The sequence below is a fragment of the Pseudomonas sp. 22072 genome (assembly GCF_052046095.1).
In the GTDB taxonomy this organism is placed as follows: Bacteria; Pseudomonadota; Gammaproteobacteria; order Pseudomonadales; family Pseudomonadaceae; genus Aquipseudomonas; species Aquipseudomonas paracarnis.
In genome coordinates this window covers 122,950-141,421 of the sequence record NZ_JBQEQE010000002.1, presented here as the reverse complement: position 1 = coordinate 141,421, position 18,472 = coordinate 122,950, and the positions used below count along the sequence as shown (strand labels likewise).

Genomic DNA, 18,472 nt, shown 5'->3' with positions numbered 1-18,472 from the left:
GAGGAGGACCGCCATGGGCGTGACCAACCGGTTGGCCTGTTACTCCGACCCCGCCGACCACTATTCCCACCGAGTACGCATCGTGCTCGCAGAGAAGGGTGTCAGCGCCGAGATCATCAGTGTGGAGGCGGGCCGTCAGCCGCCGAAGCTGATCGAAGTGAACCCTTACGGCAGCTTGCCCACCCTAGTCGATCGTGACCTGGCGTTGTGGGAGTCGACCGTGGTGATGGAATACTTGGATGAGCGTTACCCTCATCCGCCTTTGCTGCCGGTGTACCCGGTGGCGCGTGCCAACAGCCGCCTGCTGATCCATCGGATCCAGCGTGACTGGTGCGGGTTGGTGGATGTGATCCTGGATTCGCGTTCCAAAGAAGCCGCTCGTGTGCAGGCGCGCAAGGAATTGCGCGAGAGCCTCACCGGCGTTTCGCCGTTGTTCGCCGATAAACCTTTTTTCCTCAGTGAGGAACAAAGCTTGGTGGATTGCTGCCTATTACCCATACTCTGGCGCTTGCCGATTCTGGGCATTGAACTGCCACGGCCGGCCAAGCCGTTGCTTGATTACATGGAGCGCCAGTTTGCGCGTGAGGCTTTCCAGGCAAGTCTGTCTGGTGCCGAACGTGATATGCGCTAAGGCTTAAGGAGCCGTTGATGAACTCCAGTCGACCTTACCTGGTCCGCGCGCTCTATGAGTGGATTGTGGACAACGATTGCACCCCGCACATGCTGGTCAATTCCGAATTTCCTGCGGTTCAGGTACCCCAGGGTTTTGCCAGTGACGGACAGATTGTGCTGAACGTATCGCCCAGTGCCGTGCGCCACCTGCACATGGACAACGAAGCGGTGAGCTTCGAAGGGCGTTTCGGCGGTGTGCCCCATACGCTGTTCGTGCCCATCGGTGCCATCCTCGGGATCTACGCCCGGGAAAATGGCCAGGGTATGGTGTTCGATCTGGAGTCGCCTTTGGAGGATGACGAAACGATCGAAGGCGAAGACGGTGATGATGTACCGCCACCGGATACCGAGCCGCCGCGCCCTAGCGGTCGGCCAAGCTTGAAAGTGGTGAAGTAGGCGGATTTCGCTTACAGATCCATCTGAAAAATGCCCCGACGTCTGTCGGGGCATTTTTTTTGCGTGAAGGATATGGATGAAAGTCGCGCCAGAACGGTGATCGTACAACCACCATGGGCTATGATGCGGTCTTTAGTTCGTCGAGAAAGATGGTTCATCATGGAAAACGCCAGCGCCGCCCCACGTCTTCCCCGCAAGCGCCGCAGCCTTGCCCAGGAATTGGTCACGGTGTTGTCCGAGCAGATCCGCGATGGCCAGCTCAAACGCGGCGACAAGTTGCCCACCGAGTCGGCGATCATGGACGCCCATGGCGTCAGCCGGACGGTGGTCCGTGAAGCCATCTCGCGCCTGCAAGCGGCGGGGCAGGTCGAGACTCGCCACGGTATCGGCACCTTCGTGCTGGACACGCCAAGCCCCAGCGGTTTTCGCATAGACCCGGCCACTGTGGTGACCTTGCGCGATGTGCTGGCGATTCTGGAGCTGCGTATCAGCCTGGAAGTGGAGTCTGCGGGCCTCGCGGCGCTGCGTCGCAGCGAGGAGCAACTGGCGGCCATGCGTGCGGCCCTCGATGCCTTGAATGAAAGTGCGGCCCACGCCGGCGATGCGGTGGCGTCGGACTTTGCTTTCCACCTGGAAATTGCACTGTCTACCGGCAACCGCTACTTCACCGACATCATGACCCACCTGGGCACCAGCATCATTCCGCGTACCCGCCTGAATTCGGCGCGCCTGGCCCATGATGATCAACAGCACTACATGAGCCGCTTGAGCCGCGAACACGAAGAGATCTACGAGGCGATAGCCCGCCAGGATTCGGATGCGGCGCGGGCTGCGATGCGCTTGCATTTGACCAACAGTCGCGAACGACTGCGCCATGCCCATGAAGAGGCAGAGGCGCAGCGGGTCTGATCGTTCCCACGCTCTGCGTGGTAACGCCTCTATGGACGCTCCGCGTCCCGATGCGCGTGAATTTCTCAAGCCCTCGCAGGGTGACGCGGAGCGTCATAGGCTGTATTCCCACGCAGAGCGTGGGAACGATCATGCCAGCCGTTAGTTGACGGGTTGGTTTGGCTTGTAGTCTTTAAGCAGCAAGTACGTACTCCACCCCCACCAATCATTGGTCCAGTGCTTGTCGTTCAAATCGTTGACGTCCTTGCGCCGCAGCACCTTGTCCCCCTCCATCTTGAACAGCGGCGAGAAGTTATTCGCCGGGTTTTGCGCGGCGTTCAGGTCGGGCACATACAGCGGTGCCTTGAACTCAGCCGGGGAGGGCGCGATACCGCTGATGAAGGTTTCGAAGATTTCATCTGCCGAGGCCTGTACCGCCCGTTTGACCTGCACGCGATTGTCGGCGTCGATGCTGTCGAAGTAGCGCTTGTCGCCGTAGGCATGCCACTGAGCGCCCATGGCATTGCGCACCTTGAGCCCGAATTTGCTGTCTTCATCGTGCATGAAGCGGCTGATCAGCGAGCCGAGTTCTCCAGGCGTCACGACCGCTGCCAGTTGTTTGCGCGGTACCCGCAGGTGGCCGGCGGAAAACAGGTCGGTCAAAAAATGATCGGCAAAGCTGTTCATGGCGTAGGCCAATTCCAGGGCCTGATCGGTGCCGGTCTGATGGGCCACTACTGCCTGTTGCAAGGCTGCCGTATGGCCGGCCAAGTAGGCGGACAGGGCCCATTCACCGAAGTGGTCGGCGTTGTCCGCTGCCAGCTTCAGGTAGCGGCCCAGCGGCACGAGGGCCGAAACAGCACTGCCCCCACCGGTAATACGGTTCCACTCCTCCGACAACGTATCTCCCAAGGCGTCATAGGCTTCATGAGGCTGTTTGCCGTCTTTGATCGCCTGGTTGACGGCGTTGATCTCCTTTTGCATCACCGCCAGGATCTTCTGCGCTTCTTCCCGTGAAGCAGGCAACACGGCAAGAGAATTGAAGGCCGCGGTGAAGCGTTGCACGCGCTCGGCCGGAGAATTGCCATCGCTGATCGGTTGGCCGGGGATGCCATAGAAGTCGCCGCCCAGGGCGATCACTTGGCCATAGGTCAGTGCAAGCCCGTTGGGCAGGTGCAGTTCGACTTGGCGCGCAGGAATGGCCGGGGCGTCCTTGACGAAGCGAAGCAGGGTGTCATCGCCGATGGCGGTGTGTTCACCGCCTTCGAAGCGCAGGGTAGGTGGTGTTTTTTCGGGTGCTGCGAGTTCAAGACCTGACATGTTAGCTCCTTGCTATGTCGTAGGAATCTTCCGTGATAACTGTATATGCATACAGCTTTCTGAATCATAGGTGAGAAATTTCCTACGTCAAGAGCCGCGTCTTAAGCCTTCGCGGGATTACGCCGGATGAATTGCAGTTGACGAATCTATTTATAGTTGTACGATGACGTACGACATCATCAAAACCAACAACAACCTTTCGTTAGAAAGTCTTCGCCCAGGGTGTTCGAATAATGAATCCACAAGAACTGAAGTCCATCCTCTCCCACGGTCTGCTGTCTTTCCCGGTGACCGATTTCAACGCCCAGGGTGATTTCCACCAGGCGGGTTACATCAAGCGCCTGGAATGGCTGGCCCCTTATGGCGCCAGCGCCTTGTTCGCCGCAGGTGGCACAGGTGAGTTTTTCTCCCTGGCGGCCAGCGAATATTCCCAAGTAGTGAAAACCGCCGTGGATACCTGTGCGTCCAGCGTGCCGATCCTGGCCGGTGTAGGCGGTGCCACCCGCCAGGCCATCGAGTATGCCCAAGAGGCCGAACGCCTCGGCGCCAAAGGTCTGTTGCTGCTGCCGCACTACCTCACCGAAGCCAGCCAGGACGGGGTTGCCGCCCACGTTGAAGCCGTGTGCAAGTCGGTCAAGATCGGCGTGGTGGTGTACAACCGCAATGTCTGCCGCCTGACCGCACCGCTGCTGGAGCGCCTGGCCGAGCGCTGCCCGAACCTGATCGGCTACAAGGATGGCCTGGGTGATATCGAGCTGATGGTGTCGATCCGCCGTCGCCTGGGCGACCGTTTCAGCTACCTCGGTGGCTTGCCGACCGCAGAGGTTTACGCCGCGGCCTACAAGGCCCTAGGCGTGCCGGTGTACTCCTCGGCGGTGTTCAACTTCATCCCCAAGACTGCGATGGATTTCTACCACGCCATTGCCCGCGAAGATCACGCCACCGTTGGCAAGATCATTGACGACTTCTTCCTGCCATACCTGGATATCCGTAACCGCAAGGCCGGTTACGCGGTGAGCATCGTCAAGGCCGGTGCGAAAATCGTCGGTTATGACGCAGGCCCGGTGCGCACGCCACTGACCGACCTGCTGCCGGAAGAGTACGAAGCCCTCGCCGCGCTGATCGACAAGCAAGGCGCGCAATAAATTATCCACAAGGCCGCTGAGCAATCAGCGGCCTTTTGCGTCAGGAGAAGATTCGTGTCCCAGGCAAAGCGTTTTGAGAACTACATCAATGGCGAATGGGTAACCGGCGCCGACTACTGCACCAACATCAACCCGTCGGATGTGTCCGACGCCATTGGCGAATACGCCAAAGCCGACGTGGCCCAAGTCAACGCGGCCATCGACGCTGCCCGCGCCGCGTTCCCGGCGTGGTCCACCTCCGGTATCCAGGCGCGTCACGATGCGCTGGATAAAGTCGGCAGCGAGATCCTCGCTCGTCGTGAAGAACTCGGCACCCTGCTGGCCCGCGAAGAGGGCAAGACCCTGCCCGAAGCCATTGGCGAGGTGACCCGCGCCGGCAATATCTTCAAATTCTTCGCCGGTGAGTGCTTGCGCCTCTCGGGCGATTACTTGCCGTCGGTGCGCCCGGGCGTCAACGTTGAAGTGACCCGCGAAGCCCTCGGTGTGGTGGGCCTGATCACCCCGTGGAATTTCCCGATCGCCATCCCCGCGTGGAAAATCGCCCCGGCCCTGGCCTACGGCAACTGCGTGGTGATCAAGCCTGCCGAGCTGGTGCCGGGCTGCGCCTGGGCCTTGGCCGAAATCATCTCCCGCGCCGGTTTCCCCGCCGGTGTGTTCAACCTGGTGATGGGCAGTGGCCGTGTGGTCGGCGACGTGTTGGTCAACAGCCCGAAAGTCGATGGCATCAGTTTCACCGGGTCGGTGGGCGTTGGGCGTCAGATCGCGGTCAGTTGTGTATCGCGCCAGGCCAAGGTGCAGTTGGAGATGGGTGGCAAGAACCCGCAAATCATTCTCGACGATGCCGACCTCAAGCAGGCCGTCGAGCTGTCGGTACAGAGTGCGTTCTACTCCACCGGCCAGCGTTGCACCGCGTCGAGCCGCTTGATTGTCACCGCGGGGATCCACGACCAGTTTGTCGCCGCCATGGCCGAGCGCATCAAGTCGATCAAGGTGGGCCACGCTTTGAATAGCGGCACCGACATTGGCCCGGTGGTATCCCAGGCCCAGTTGGATCAGGACCTGAAATACATCGACATCGGCCAGAGCGAAGGTGCCCGGCTGGTGAGTGGGGGCGGCCTGGTGACCTGCGACACCGAAGGCTATTACCTGGCGCCCACACTGTTTGCCGACAGTGAAGCGGCGATGCGCATCAGCCGTGAAGAGATCTTCGGCCCGGTGGCCAACGTGGTGCGCGTGGCGGACTACGAGGCGGCGCTGGCCATGGCCAATGACACCGAGTTCGGCTTGTCGGCCGGTATTGCCACCACCTCGCTCAAATATGCCAACCACTTCAAGCGCTACTCCCAGGCTGGGATGGTGATGGTCAACCTGCCGACGGCGGGGGTGGATTACCACGTTCCATTTGGTGGCCGTAAGGGTTCATCCTACGGTTCGCGTGAGCAGGGTCGCTATGCGCAAGAGTTCTACACCGTGGTGAAAACCAGCTACATCGGTTCGTAACACGCAGCACCCTCTCTGTAGGAGCGAGCTTGCTCGCGAAAAACTCAAATTCACCGCGTGCATCCTGAATGCCCGCGTAATCGTTGAAGTTCTTCGCGAGCAAGCTCGCTCCTACAGGGAGGCGCAACCAGGCAATACAAAATCATTACCCGCAAAAAAAATAATTAGTGGGAGTACTTCTACATGCAAGCGACCAAGCCGACCCACGTCCGCTATTTGATCCTGCTCATGCTGTTCCTGGTGACCACGATCAACTACGCCGACCGGGCCACCATCGCTATCGCCGGCTCCAGCCTGCAAAAAGACCTCGGTATCGACGCGGTCACCCTCGGTTATATCTTCTCTGCATTCGGTTGGGCCTACGTGGCCGGGCAAATTCCCGGTGGCTGGCTGCTCGACCGTTTCGGCTCGAAAAAAGTCTATGCCCTGAGCATTTTCACCTGGTCGCTGTTCACCGTGCTGCAAGGCTATGTCGGTGAGTTTGGCGTCTCCACTGCGGTGGTCGCGCTGTTTATGCTGCGCTTCATGGTGGGCTTGGCCGAGGCGCCGTCGTTTCCTGGAAATGCCCGTATTGTTGCGGCGTGGTTTCCTACGGCTGAACGCGGCACTGCGTCGGCGATCTTCAACTCGGCCCAGTACTTCGCCACGGTGCTGTTCGCGCCGTTGATGGGCTGGATCGTCTATCGCTTCGGCTGGCAGCACGTGTTTATCGTGATGGGCGTGATCGGCATTGTTTTCTCGCTGATCTGGCTGAAAGTTATCCACAGCCCGCGCCAGCACCCGATGATCAACGAGGCCGAGTTCAATCACATCGCTGCCAATGGCGCGATGGTCGATATGGATCAGGACAAGGACAAGGGTAAAAAAACCGACGGGCCGAAGTGGGATTACATCCGCCAGCTCCTGACCAACCGCATGATGCTCGGCGTCTACCTGGGCCAGTACTGCATCAACGGCATCACCTACTTCTTCCTGACCTGGTTTCCGGTGTACCTGGTGCAGGAGCGTGGCATGACCATCCTCAAGGCCGGCTTCATTGCCTCGTTACCGGCGATCTGCGGCTTTATCGGCGGAGTGCTCGGCGGGGTGATTTCCGACTACCTGCTGCGCAAAGGCCATTCGCTGACCTTCGCACGCAAGGCGCCGATCATCGGTGGACTGCTGATTTCCAGCAGCATCGTGGCGTGCAATTACGTAGACATCGAATGGATGGTGGTGGGCTTCATGGCCTTGGCCTTCTTCGGCAAAGGCGTGGGCGCATTGGGTTGGGCGGTGGTATCCGACACTTCGCCTAAACAAATCGCCGGCCTCAGTGGCGGCTTGTTCAACACCTTCGGTAACCTGGCCTCGATCACCACGCCGATTGTGATTGGCTACATCATCAGCACCACCGGCTCGTTCAAATGGGCGCTGGTGTTCGTGGGCGCCAACGCGCTGGTGGCGGTGTTCAGTTACTTGGTGATTGTCGGCCCGATCAAGCGCGTGGTGCTCAAGGAGCCGCCTACCCAGGGCCCAGAGTTGACCAACCTTTCTCAAGCGCATTCCTGAGGTTCGTGTGATGCAGTTGATTGAACATGCCGACTCGCCGCGCTCGATCCGTTTGCACGAGCGCGACAATGTGGTGATCGTGGTGAACGATCAAGGGGTACCCGCCGGTACCGAGTTTCCCGACGGCCTGGTCACCGTGGATTTCATCCCGCAGAGCCACAAGGTGACGCTGGAAGACATCCCCGAGGGCGGCCAGATTATTCGCTACGGCCAGACCATCGGTTATGCCCTGGCGCCGATTCCGCGTGGCAGTTGGGTGCAGGAGGACCAGTTGCGCATGCCCACCGCACCGCCGCTGGACAGCTTGCCGCTGTCCACCGAGGTGCCTGAAACCCAGGTGCCCCTGGAGGGGTTTACCTTCGAGGGCTATCGCAATGCGGACGGCACCGTGGGCACGCGCAACATCCTCGGCATTACCACCACCGTGCAATGCGTTACCGGCGTGCTGGACCATGCGGTCAAGCGCATCAAGGACGAGTTGCTGCCCCAGTACCCGCATGTCGATGACGTGGTGGCGCTGACCCACAGCTACGGCTGCGGCGTGGCGATTACGGCGACGGATGCCTACATCCCCATCCGCACCGTGCGCAACCTGGCGCGCAACCCCAACCTGGGCGGCGAAGCCTTGGTGATCAGCCTGGGCTGTGAAAAGCTCCAGGCCGGCCAGGTGATGCACGACAACGACAGCTCCGTGGACCTGAGCGAGCCGTGGCTGTATCGCTTGCAGGATTCCAGCCATGGCTTTACCGAAATGATCGAGCAGATCATGGCCCTGGCCGACGTGCGCTTGAAAAAACTCAACCAGCGTCGCCGCGAAACCGTGCCGGCCTCCGAGTTGATCCTGGGCATGCAGTGCGGCGGCAGTGATGCGTTCTCCGGCATCACCGCCAACCCGGCGCTGGGGTATGCCTCGGACCTGTTACTGCGCGCCGGCGCGACGGTGATGTTTTCCGAAGTGACTGAAGTGCGCGATGCGATTTACCTGCTGACCTCACGCGCGAAGAACCCGGACGTCGCCCGCGAGCTGGTCCGGGAAATGGACTGGTATGACCGTTACCTGGCCAAGGGCGAGGCAGACCGCAGCGCCAATACCACGCCGGGTAACAAGAAGGGCGGGCTGTCGAATATTGTCGAGAAGTCGTTGGGCTCCATCGTCAAATCCGGCAGCAGTGCAATCAACGGTGTACTTGGCCCTGGCGAGCGCTTCAAGGAAAAGGGCCTGATCTTCTGCGCCACACCGGCCAGTGATTTTGTCTGCGGCACCTTGCAACTGGCAGCGGGGATGAACCTGCACGTGTTCACCACCGGGCGCGGCACGCCGTATGGGCTGGCGATGGCGCCGGTGGTGAAGGTCTCCACCCGCACCGAGCTTGCCCAGCGTTGGCCGGACCTGATCGATATCGACGCCGGGCGCATTGCGACGGGGCGTGCGAGTATCGAGGAGCTGGGTTGGGAGCTATTCCACTTCTATCTGGATGTGGCCAGCGGCAAGAAGCAGACCTGGGCAGAGCGGCATAAGCTGCATAACGACATCACGCTGTTCAACCCGGCGCCGATTACCTGAGACCAGGCGCTAACCCTGTAGGAGCGAGCTTGCTCGCGAAAGACGCCAACGATAACGCGTGTTAACTGAATGAACGCGGCGCCTGGGAGTTTCTCGCGAGCAAGCTCGCTCCTACGACGGCAAGCCAGCTCCCACATTTGAATGGCGTTGCCCACACGAACCCGCTCGTACTGGCTTATCATTAGCCAACTAACGACGCCCACCAAGGTTCTCCCCGGCATGCTGGCAATCTTCCTCACCACCCTCACCATCACCGCGCCGGTGTTTGCCATGCTGTTCCTGGGCGTGTTTCTAAAGCGCATCAATTGGATCAACGACAACTTTATCCACACCGCATCGTCCCTGGTGTTCAACGTCGCCATGCCGGCGCTGCTGTTCCTTGGCATTCTGCATGCCGACCTGCACTCGGCGCTCAAGCCGGGCCTGCTCATCTACTTCTGCGTCGCCACCCTGGTGAGCTTTGCCGTGGCCTGGGGTTGGGCGATCTTTCGCTGCAAGCGCGAAGACCGAGGCATCTACGCCCAAGGCGCGTTTCGTGGCAATAACGGGGTCATCGGCCTGGCACTGGCGGCCAGTATGTACGGCGATTACGGCATATCCCTGGGCGCGATCCTCGCCGCGCTGGTGATCCTCTTTTACAACACGCTGTCGACCATTGTGCTGGCGGTCTATAGCCCGGTGATCAAGTCCGACCCGTGGAGCATCTTCAAAAGCGTATTGGCCAACCCGCTGATTATCAGCGTGATCGTCGCTACGCCGTTCGCGTACTTCCAGATCGGCGTGCCCGGTTGGCTTGAGAAATCCTTGCAGTACCTGTCCGATACCACGCTGCCGCTGGCGCTGATTTGCATCGGTGGCACCTTGTCCATGGCCGCGCTGCGCAAGAGCGGCAACATGGCGTTGAGCGCGAGCCTGATGAAGATGATCTGGCTACCGGTGATCGCCACCCTGGGCGCGTGGTTGCTGGGGTTCCGAGGGCCGGAGTTGGGGATTCTGTTCCTGTATTTCGGCGCGCCGACCGCCGCCGCAAGCTTTGTGATGGCCCGAGCGGCGCAGGGTAATCATGAGCTGGCGGCCGCGATTATCGTGATCACCACGCTGATGGCGGCGGTGACCACGAATATCGGGATTTTTGTGTTGCAGGCGGGTGGTTGGATCTGAAATCGGCGGGCAGCTTGAGGCCCCATCGCAGCGATGCGGCGACCCGACAAGCCAGCTCCCACATGTGGGCGTGTGAATACCCTCAAGTGTGGGAGCTGGCTTGCCTGCGATAGCTACAGGACAGTCACTGCTGATCGGCCTGATACGCCTCAATCACTTCCTGCGCCGCCCGAAACGCATCAATCGCCGCCGGCACCCCTGCATACACCGCGCAATGCAGCAGCGCTTCGCGGATCTCCTCCACCGTACAGCCATTATTCAGCGCACCGCGCACATGGCCCTTGAGTTCCTGCGGGCACTTGAGGGCGGTGAGGGCGGCGAGGGTGATCAGGCTGCGGGTCTTGAGCGGTAACCCTTCGCGGTTCCAGACGCTGCCCCACGCGTGCTCATTGACGAAGTCCTGCAGCGGTTGGGTGAACGCCGTGGCATTACCCAAGGCGCGGTCGACGAACGCATCGCCCATGACCTGGCGACGTACTTCAACCCCGGGTTTTTTCTGTTCGGTCATTGCGATTCCCTCTTGTGTTGGCGGTGCCAGGCGCGCAGTGAGGTGAACAACAGCAGAGCCCCTAACGCTGGCAGGACGTAATACAGCATCAATTGCTCAAGCTTGTTGGCCAGCGGCATGCCAGTGGTGAAGGCCATGACATGCAGCCCGTACGCCAGGTACAGCCCCAGCAGCACCAGCCCTTCGATACGTGTTACCCGATAGCCGGTATAGAACACCGGCAGGCACAGGATGATGGCGCCGAGCATCACCGGTAAATCGAAGTCCAGGGCGTTGGGCGAGACCGACAGCGGCGTCGGCGCCACCAGTGCGGTAAAGCCCAGCACTCCGAGCAGGTTGAACAGGTTGCTGCCGATCACGTTGCCCACGGCGATCTCCCGTTCGCCACGCAACGCGGCGATCAGCGATGTGGCAAGGCACGGCAGCGAGGTGCCGACGCCGATCAACGTGAGGCCGATGACGCGCTCCGACAATCCGAGATCGCCCGCTACATCCACCGCTGCGCCGAGCAACAAATGCCCGGCCAGCACCAGCACCAGCAAACCGCCGAGCATCAGCAGCACACTGCTCAGCCATGGCGCCTTCGCCACGGTGTCCAGAGTGCGCGGGCGGCGGGAATGACGCGTCTGATAATGCAATACGCCAAGGTAGGCCACCAGCGCCACCAGCAGCACGGCGCCATCGAAGGGCGTCAGCATTTCGTTAGCCGCCAGGATAAATACCAGCAGGCCGGCGACGATCATCACCGGGATATCTACGCGCACTAGTTGCCGCGAGACCCGCAACGGAATGATCAGTGCGGACAAGCCCAGGGTCACGAGGATGTTGAAGATACTGCTGCCGATGACACTGCCCACAGCGATATCCGTGTTGCCGGCCAGCGTGGCCTGAAGGCTGACGGTCATCTGCGGCGCACTGCTGCCGAAGGCGACGATGCTCAAGCCGATGATCAGTGGCCGAACCTTGAGACTCGCCGCCAGGCGTACTGCGGCGCGTACCAGGATTTCAGCGCCGATGATCAGCAAGATCAGGCCGCCCACCAGTTCGAGCAGGCTCCAGGGTGAGAGGGCGTTCAATCCGAAAATGCTCAAGGCTGCCTCGATCAGTTGTTCAGGGCTTGCACGCGTACCCGTGCGGTACCGCTGCGCAGCATGCGCAACTGCTCGGCAGCCCTGCGTGAAACGTCGATCAGGCGGCCACGGGTATGCGGGCCGCGATCAGTGATACGCACCACGACAGAACGGTTGTTGTCGAGGTTGGTCACCTTGACCTGCGTACCGAAGGGCAGGCGCCGATGGGCGGCGGTCAAGGCGTTCTGGTTGAAAGGTTCACCGCTGGCGGTTTTCTTGCCATGGTGCTTGGCGCCGTAATAGGACGCGGTGCCGGTTTCGTCGTAGCCGTTGGGGTCGATGAGGCCGCTGGCGCAACCGGCCAGCAGGGAGGACAGGGCCAGGAGGCCGAGTAGACGCTTCATTTCAAGATGTCCCCGTTGGATCGTTCCCACGCTCTGCGTGGGAATGCAGCTGGTGACGCTACGCGTCACAAAAGCGGACGCGGAGCGTCCCGTGAGGCGTTCCCACGCAGAGCGTGGGAACGATCATGGATCAGCCTTCGAGCTTGCTTTTGAGCAGTTCGTTCACCTGTTGCGGGTTGGCTTTGCCCTTGGAGGCTTTCATCGCCTGGCCGACAAAGAAGCCGAACATCTTGCCGCGCTTGGCTTCGTCCGCGGCGCGGTATTGCTCGACCTGTTCGGCATTGGCCGCGAGCATTTCATCGAGCACGGCCGAGATCGCGCCGCTGTCGGTGACTTGTTTGAGGCCACGCTTCTCGATGATCTCGTCGGCATTGCCTTCACCGGCGGCCATCGCTTCGAACACGGTCTTGGCAATTTTACCGGAGATTGTGTTGTCCTTGATGCGCAGCAGCATGCCACCCAGTTGTTCGGCGGTGACCGGCGCGTCGTCGATTTCCAGGCCCTGTTTGTTCAACAGGCTGCCCAGCTCGACCATCACCCAGTTGGCCGCCAGCTTGGCGTCGCCGGCAATGCTCACGACTTTTTCGAAGTAGTTGGCTTGTTCACGGCTGGAGGCCAATACGCTGGCATCGTAGACCGACAGGCCGAACTGCTCCTGGAAGCGCTCGCGTTTTTGCTGCGGCAGTTCCGGCAGGGTGGCGCGGATGTCATTGAGGAACGAATCCTCCAGCACCACCGGCAACAGGTCCGGGTCGGGGAAGTAACGGTAGTCGTTGGCTTCCTCTTTGCTGCGCATGGCGCGGGTTTCGTCTTTGTTCGGGTCGTACAGGCGCGTTTGCTGGATCACCTTGCCGCCGTCTTCGATCAGCTCGATCTGGCGACGTACTTCGCTGTTGATCGCTTTCTCGATGAAGCGGAACGAGTTGACGTTCTTGATCTCGCAGCGGGTGCCGAACTCGACCTGGCCCTTGGGGCGGATCGACACGTTGCAATCGCAACGCAGCGAGCCTTCGGCCATGTTGCCGTCGCAGATGCCCAGGTAGCGCACCAGCGCGTGGATGGTCTTGACGTAGGCCACGGCTTCCTTGGCGCTGCGCATGTCCGGCTCGGACACGATCTCCAGCAGCGGCGTGCCGGCACGGTTCAGGTCGATACCGGTGGCGCCCGGGAATTCTTCGTGCAGGCTTTTGCCGGCGTCTTCCTCCAGGTGTGCACGGGTGACGCCGACGCGCTTGATGGTGCCGTCTTCCAGGGGAATGTCCAGGTGGCCCTTGCCGACAATCGGCAGTTCCATCTGGCTGATCTGGTAGCCCTTGGGCAGGTCCGGGTAGAAGTAGTTCTTGCGCGCAAACACGTTGTGCTGGCCGATCTCGGCGTCAATCGCCAGGCCGAACATCACCGCCATGCGCACCGCTTCCTGGTTCAGCACCGGCAGCACGCCGGGCATGCCCAGGTCTACCAGGCTGGCCTGGGTATTGGGCTCGGAGCCGAACGTAGTGGCGCTACCGGAGAAAATCTTCGATTGGGTGGCGAGCTGGGTATGAATCTCCAGCCCGATCACAACTTCCCATTGCATAGTGTTCTCCTCAGAAGCCGGTAGGGGTGCGGGTGTGCCAGTCGGTGTTCAACTGGTACTGGTGCGCCACATTGAGCAGGCGGCCTTCCTGGAAATACGGGGCGAGCAGTTGCACGCCCACCGGCAGGCCATCGACGAAACCTGCGGGCATGGACAAGCCCGGCAAGCCCGCGAGGTTGGCGGTGATGGTGTAGAGGTCTTCCAGGTATTCGGCGATCGGGTCGCCCGTCTTGGCGCCGATCTTCCACGCCAGGTTCGGCGCGGTCGGGCCGAGGATCACATCGACTTCTTCAAAGGCGGCCATGAAGTCGTTCTTGATCAGGCGACGGATTTTTTGCGCCTTGAGGTAGTACGCGTCGTAGTAGCCGGCCGACAGGGCGTAGGCCCCGACCATGATCCGGCGCTGCACTTCACTGCCGAAGCCTTCGCCGCGGGAGCGTTTGTACAGGTCGGTGAGGTCTTTCGGGTTCTCGCAGCGGTAGCCGAAGCGCACGCCGTCGAAACGCGACAGGTTGGAAGAGGCCTCTGCTGGCGCGATCACGTAGTAGGCGGGAATCGCGTGCTGGTTGTTCGGCAGGCTGATTTCCTTGATCACGGCGCCAAGCTTTTCCAGCTCTTTGATGCTGTTTTGCACCAGTTCGGCGATACGCGGGTCGAGGCCAGCGCTGAAGTATTCCTTCGGCACGCCGATGCGCAGGCCCTTGATCGAGGTGTTCAGGCTGGCGCTGTAGTCCGGCACTGGCTCGTCGATGCTGGTGGAGTCCTGTTTATCGAAGCCTGCCATGCCTTGTAACAATATTGCGCAGTCTTCAGCCGTGCGTGCCAGAGGGCCGCCCTGATCGAGACTTGAGGCGTAGGCGATCATTCCCCAGCGGGAAACGCGACCGTAGGTCGGCTTCAGGCCGGTGAGGTTGGTGAAGGCGGCTGGCTGGCGGATCGAACCGCCGGTATCGGTGGCGGTAGCGGCCGGCAGGAAGCGTGCGGCCACGGCCGCAGCCGAACCACCGGACGAACCACCCGGGACGTGTTCCAGGTTCCACGGGTTTTTCACCGCACCGTAGTAGCTGGACTCGTTGGCCGAACCCATGGCGAATTCGTCCATGTTGGTCTTGCCAAGGGTCACGGCGCCGGCGGCGGCCAGCTTGGCGACCACAGTGGCGTCGTAGGGCGCCTTGAAGTTGTCGAGCATCTTCGAGCCGCAGCTGGTGCGAATGCCCTGGGTGCAGAACAGGTCCTTGTGGGCGATCGGTGCGCCGAGCAGCGCGCCGTTCTCACCGTTGGCGCGACGGGCGTCGGCGGCCTTGGCCTGGCTCAGGGCCAGCTCCTCGGTGAGGCTGATGAAGCTGTTGACCTTCGGATCGAGCGCGGCGATACGCGCCAGCAAGGTCTGGGTCAGCTCTTCGGAAGAAAACGATTTGTCGGCGAGACCGCGGGCGATCTCGGCCAGAGTCATGTGATGCATGAAAGGCTCTTTCCCTTTAGTCGATGACTTTCGGAACCAGGTACAGGCCGTTTTCGACCGCTGGCGCGATGGACTGGTAGGCCTCGCGATTATTGCGTTCGGTCACGACGTCTGCGCGCAGGCGCTGGCTGGCTTCCAGTGGGTGAGCCAGGGGCTCGATGCCGTCGGTATTCACGGCCTGCATTTGGTCGACCAGCCCGAGAATGCTGTTCAGGGCTGCGGTGGTCTGTGGAAGATCGGCATCATTAAGGCCAAGCGAGGCCAAATGTGCGATTTTTTCCACGTCGGAGCGTTCAAGCGCCATGGGATTCTCCAGTGGAAAACAGAACGGAGGGCGTCCGTGTGTTAGATTGTCGGAACACTACCGCATTTCTACGGTCATAAGGCCGCGATTGTGGGGGTTGGTGCACAGAAAGTCGGCCAATTTAGCACATTGGCGCCTTGCCCAAAATCCCTGTCGTTGTTAGAGTTTGCCGCACTTTTTTACCCACGCGTTGCCTAGGGTCCTTTCCCCATGTTCAAGAAACTGCGTGGCATGTTTTCCAGCGATCTCTCCATTGACCTGGGCACTGCCAACACCCTTATTTACGTGCGCGAGCGCGGTATCGTTCTGAATGAGCCATCAGTTGTGGCCATTCGGACCCATGGTAATCAGAAAAGTGTCGTTGCCGTTGGCACCGAGGCCAAGCGCATGCTCGGCCGTACACCAGGCAATATTGCTGCCATTCGTCCGATGAAGGATGGCGTGATCGCCGATTTCAGCGTCTGCGAAAAGATGCTGCAGTACTTCATCAACAAAGTTCACGAAAACAGTTTCCTGCAGCCCAGCCCTCGCGTGCTGATCTGCGTTCCGTGCAAGTCCACCCAGGTGGAGCGTCGCGCCATCCGTGAATCGGCCCTTGGCGCCGGTGCCCGTGAAGTATTCCTGATCGAAGAGCCAATGGCGGCTGCGATCGGTGCCGGCCTGCCGGTGGAAGAAGCGCGCGGTTCGATGGTGGTGGATATCGGTGGTGGTACTACCGAAATCGCCCTGATTTCCCTGAACGGTGTGGTGTATGCCGAATCCGTGCGCGTGGGCGGCGACCGCTTCGACGAAGCGATCATCACTTATGTGCGTCGTAACTACGGCAGCCTGATCGGCGAATCCACCGCCGAGCGCATCAAGCAGGAAATCGGCACCGCTTACCCGGGTGGCGAAGTTCGCGAAGTCGATGTTCGCGGTCGTAACCTGGCCGAAGGCGTCCCACGTGCCTTTACCCTGAACTCCAATGAAGTGCTGGAAGCTCTGCAAGAGTCCCTGGCCACCATCGTTCAGGCCGTGAAGAGCGCCCTGGAGCAATCGCCGCCGGAGCTGGCTTCCGATATCGCCGAGCGTGGCCTGGTGCTGACCGGTGGTGGCGCCTTGCTGCGTGACCTCGACAAGCTGCTGGCCCAGGAAACCGGTCTGCCGGTGATCGTCGCCGAAGACCCGCTGACCTGCGTTGCTCGTGGTGGTGGTCGTGCGCTGGAAATGATGGATAAACACACCATGGATCTGCTCTCCAGCGAATAAGATTGCCTGGATGGTTCATGCTTCGTCGGCAGGCAGCACTTTGCAGTGCTGCCTGTTGGCGTTTATCTTCTTCAATCTGCATCCAGGCCGGTTTGATGCCGTATGAATAAAGAGAACATTTGCCTGGGAGGAGCGGCTTATTAAACCGCTTTTCGCCAAAGGCCCCTCATTGGGTGTGCGCTTATTGGTGCTGACCGTGCTTTCGGTCGCGCTGATGGTGGTCGATGCCCGCTTTGCACTGCTCAAGCCGGTGCGCAGCCAGATGTCGCTGGTGTTGATGCAGACCTACTGGATCACCGACCTGCCGCAACGTCTCTTCCAGGGCGTGTCCAGCCAATTTGGCAGCCGCACCGAACTGGTCGCCGAGAACGAAAAACTCAAGACTGAAAACCTGCTGTTGCAGGGGCGCATGCAAAAGCTGGCGGCCCTCACCGAGCAGAACGTTCGGCTGCGCGAGTTGCTCAATTCTTCCGCGCTGGTCAACGAAAAGGTCGAAGTGGCCGAGCTGATCGGCATGGACCCCAACCCCTTTACCCACCGCATCATCATCAACAAGGGTGAGCGCGACGGTGTGGTGCTTGGCCAGCCGGTGCTCGATGCCCGTGGCCTGATGGGCCAGGTGGTGGAGTTGATGCCCTACACCTCGCGGGTACTGTTGCTGACGGATACGACCCACAGCATTCCGGTGCAGGTCAACCGTAACGGCTTGCGCGCAATCGCCAGCGGCACCGGTAACCCGGAACGCCTGGAGCTGCGCCATGTGGCGGACACCGCTGACATTAAGGAAGGCGACCTGTTGGTCAGCTCTGGCCTGGGCCAGCGCTTCCCGGCGGGTTATCCGGTGGCGACGGTCAAAGAGGTGATCCACGATTCCGGCCAGCCGTTCGCTATCGTTCGGGCGGTACCGACTGCCGCGCTGAACCGCAGCCGTTACCTGCTGCTGGTGTTCAGCGACAACCGCACCCCGGAAGAGCGCGCTAACGACGCTGCCCAGGCCCAGGAAGCGGAGGACCAGCAGAATGGCACCGCGCCTATCGTGCCGGCCACGGTGCCAAAACCTGCTTTTGTTGGCCCACCTGCACCCGCCCCAGCCACGTCACCTGCACCGGCAGCTGCAGCACCTGTGGCAACGCCGGCCAAACCTGCCGCGCATAACGCGCGCCCGGCTAAACCGACCGCCGCTCCGGCCACCACACCGCAGAGGGGGGACTAATGGCGGGTACTCATTCACGCAATGGCTGGATCGTCTGGCTGACCTTCGCCATCGGCTTGCTGCTCAGCGTCTCGCCGCTGCCGCAGTTCATGGAAATCCTTCGCCCGCTCTGGCTGGCCTTGTTGCTGGCGTTCTGGTCATTGAACCTGCCGCACAAGGTGGGCATGGTCACGGCCATGTGCCTGGGGTTGGCCGAAGATGTGCTGTATGGCACCTTGCTAGGCCAGAACGCGTTGATCCTGACCCTGATTACCTTTCTGGTGCTGTCGCTGCAGCAGCGCTTGCGCATGTTCCCGATGTGGCAGCAGTGCCTGGTGATCCTGGTGATATTCGGCCTGGCGCAGTTGGTGCAACTATGGCTCAGCGCGTTGACCGGCAACCGCCAGCCGACCCTGGCCTTGGTTCTGCCGGCGCTGGTCAGCGCCTTGTTATGGCCCTGGATCAGTTTTGGCCTGCGTGGGCTGCGTCGTCGCTATAAAATCAATTGAATGGA

18 protein-coding genes are annotated in these 18,472 nt (G+C 60.8%); 11 read left to right on the top strand and 7 right to left on the bottom strand.

Features of this window, described 5'->3' with window-relative positions; genetic code table 11:
- Positions 1-13 precede the first annotated feature (13 nt).
- The 3 genes from ACTJLA_RS02745 (at position 14) to ACTJLA_RS02735 (ending at position 1,977) form a co-directional block, all read left to right on the top strand.
- Entirely contained in the window at positions 14-631 is a 618-nt protein-coding gene (locus tag ACTJLA_RS02745; RefSeq protein WP_003188529.1) for a glutathione S-transferase N-terminal domain-containing protein, read from the top strand.
- 17 nt (positions 632-648) lie between these two features.
- Entirely contained in the window at positions 649-1,068 is a 420-nt protein-coding gene (locus ACTJLA_RS02740) for a ClpXP protease specificity-enhancing factor (RefSeq protein WP_014716912.1), read from the top strand.
- A gap of 159 nt (positions 1,069-1,227) precedes the next feature.
- On the top strand, positions 1,228-1,977 hold the full coding sequence (locus ACTJLA_RS02735; protein WP_186527579.1) for a FadR/GntR family transcriptional regulator: 750 nt from the start codon (positions 1,228-1,230) through the stop codon (positions 1,975-1,977).
- Positions 1,978-2,118: 141 nt separating this feature from the next.
- Here the strand turns inward: ACTJLA_RS02735 and ACTJLA_RS02730 are convergent, their stop codons facing one another.
- Entirely contained in the window at positions 2,119-3,276 is a 1,158-nt protein-coding gene (locus ACTJLA_RS02730) for a phospholipase (protein ID WP_252950749.1), read from the bottom strand.
- A 233-nt stretch (positions 3,277-3,509) separates the two neighbouring features.
- On the opposite strand from ACTJLA_RS02730, the gene kdgD reads away from it, so the two are divergent.
- The 5 genes from kdgD to ACTJLA_RS02705 all read left to right on the top strand — a co-directional run bounded on the left by kdgD (position 3,510) and on the right by ACTJLA_RS02705 (position 10,194).
- Positions 3,510-4,421, top strand: a complete 912-nt coding sequence (kdgD, locus tag ACTJLA_RS02725) for a 5-dehydro-4-deoxyglucarate dehydratase (RefSeq protein WP_003188537.1) — start codon at positions 3,510-3,512, stop codon at positions 4,419-4,421.
- Between the two features lie 54 nt (positions 4,422-4,475).
- Positions 4,476-5,921 (top strand): aldehyde dehydrogenase family protein, encoded by a 1,446-nt coding sequence (locus ACTJLA_RS02720; RefSeq protein ID WP_314547674.1) that lies wholly within the window; start codon positions 4,476-4,478, stop codon positions 5,919-5,921.
- Between the two features lie 183 nt (positions 5,922-6,104).
- Positions 6,105-7,469: an MFS transporter gene (locus tag ACTJLA_RS02715; RefSeq protein ID WP_034126294.1), complete on the top strand. Its 1,365-nt coding sequence runs from the start codon at positions 6,105-6,107 to the stop codon at positions 7,467-7,469.
- A gap of 10 nt (positions 7,470-7,479) precedes the next feature.
- Entirely contained in the window at positions 7,480-9,033 is a 1,554-nt protein-coding gene (gene garD, locus ACTJLA_RS02710; RefSeq protein ID WP_127880805.1) for a galactarate dehydratase, read from the top strand.
- Positions 9,034-9,252: 219 nt separating this feature from the next.
- Positions 9,253-10,194 (top strand): AEC family transporter, encoded by a 942-nt coding sequence (locus ACTJLA_RS02705; protein ID WP_034126295.1) that lies wholly within the window; start codon positions 9,253-9,255, stop codon positions 10,192-10,194.
- 124 nt (positions 10,195-10,318) lie between these two features.
- Here the strand turns inward: ACTJLA_RS02705 and ACTJLA_RS02700 are convergent, their stop codons facing one another.
- From ACTJLA_RS02700 to gatC, 6 genes are all read right to left on the bottom strand, one after another.
- Positions 10,319-10,702 (bottom strand): carboxymuconolactone decarboxylase family protein, encoded by a 384-nt coding sequence (locus tag ACTJLA_RS02700; protein ID WP_034126296.1) that lies wholly within the window; start codon positions 10,700-10,702, stop codon positions 10,319-10,321.
- Positions 10,699-11,778: a calcium/sodium antiporter gene (locus tag ACTJLA_RS02695; protein ID WP_054897025.1), complete on the bottom strand. Its 1,080-nt coding sequence runs from the start codon at positions 11,776-11,778 to the stop codon at positions 10,699-10,701. The genes ACTJLA_RS02700 and ACTJLA_RS02695 overlap by 4 nt, the downstream gene beginning before the upstream one ends.
- Positions 11,779-11,804: 26 nt before the next feature.
- Positions 11,805-12,176 (bottom strand): septal ring lytic transglycosylase RlpA family protein, encoded by a 372-nt coding sequence (locus tag ACTJLA_RS02690; protein ID WP_060764722.1) that lies wholly within the window; start codon positions 12,174-12,176, stop codon positions 11,805-11,807.
- Between the two features lie 130 nt (positions 12,177-12,306).
- Positions 12,307-13,752: an Asp-tRNA(Asn)/Glu-tRNA(Gln) amidotransferase subunit GatB gene (gatB, locus tag ACTJLA_RS02685; protein ID WP_054897023.1), complete on the bottom strand. Its 1,446-nt coding sequence runs from the start codon at positions 13,750-13,752 to the stop codon at positions 12,307-12,309.
- 10 nt (positions 13,753-13,762) lie between these two features.
- Complete coding sequence (gatA, locus tag ACTJLA_RS02680; protein WP_014716920.1) at positions 13,763-15,214, bottom strand: Asp-tRNA(Asn)/Glu-tRNA(Gln) amidotransferase subunit GatA; 1,452 nt, start codon at positions 15,212-15,214, stop codon at positions 13,763-13,765.
- Positions 15,215-15,230: 16 nt separating this feature from the next.
- Positions 15,231-15,518 carry an Asp-tRNA(Asn)/Glu-tRNA(Gln) amidotransferase subunit GatC gene (gene gatC / locus ACTJLA_RS02675; RefSeq protein WP_003188556.1) on the bottom strand — a complete coding sequence of 96 codons (288 nt, stop codon included), beginning with the start codon at positions 15,516-15,518 and terminating at the stop codon, positions 15,231-15,233.
- A 210-nt stretch (positions 15,519-15,728) separates the two neighbouring features.
- On the opposite strand from gatC, the gene mreB reads away from it, so the two are divergent.
- From mreB to mreD, 3 genes are all read left to right on the top strand, one after another.
- Positions 15,729-16,766: a rod shape-determining protein MreB gene (mreB, locus tag ACTJLA_RS02670; protein ID WP_002555108.1), complete on the top strand. Its 1,038-nt coding sequence runs from the start codon at positions 15,729-15,731 to the stop codon at positions 16,764-16,766.
- Between the two features lie 139 nt (positions 16,767-16,905).
- The gene (mreC, locus tag ACTJLA_RS02665; protein ID WP_072447076.1) at positions 16,906-17,979 is read left to right on the top strand and encodes a rod shape-determining protein MreC; all 1,074 of its coding nucleotides are present in this window, start codon (positions 16,906-16,908) and stop codon (positions 17,977-17,979) included.
- A complete protein-coding gene (mreD, locus tag ACTJLA_RS02660) occupies positions 17,979-18,467 on the top strand; it encodes a rod shape-determining protein MreD (protein WP_003188558.1) in 489 nt (162 codons plus the stop codon). Before mreC ends, mreD begins: the two co-directional genes overlap by 1 nt.
- Positions 18,468-18,472 lie beyond the last annotated feature (5 nt).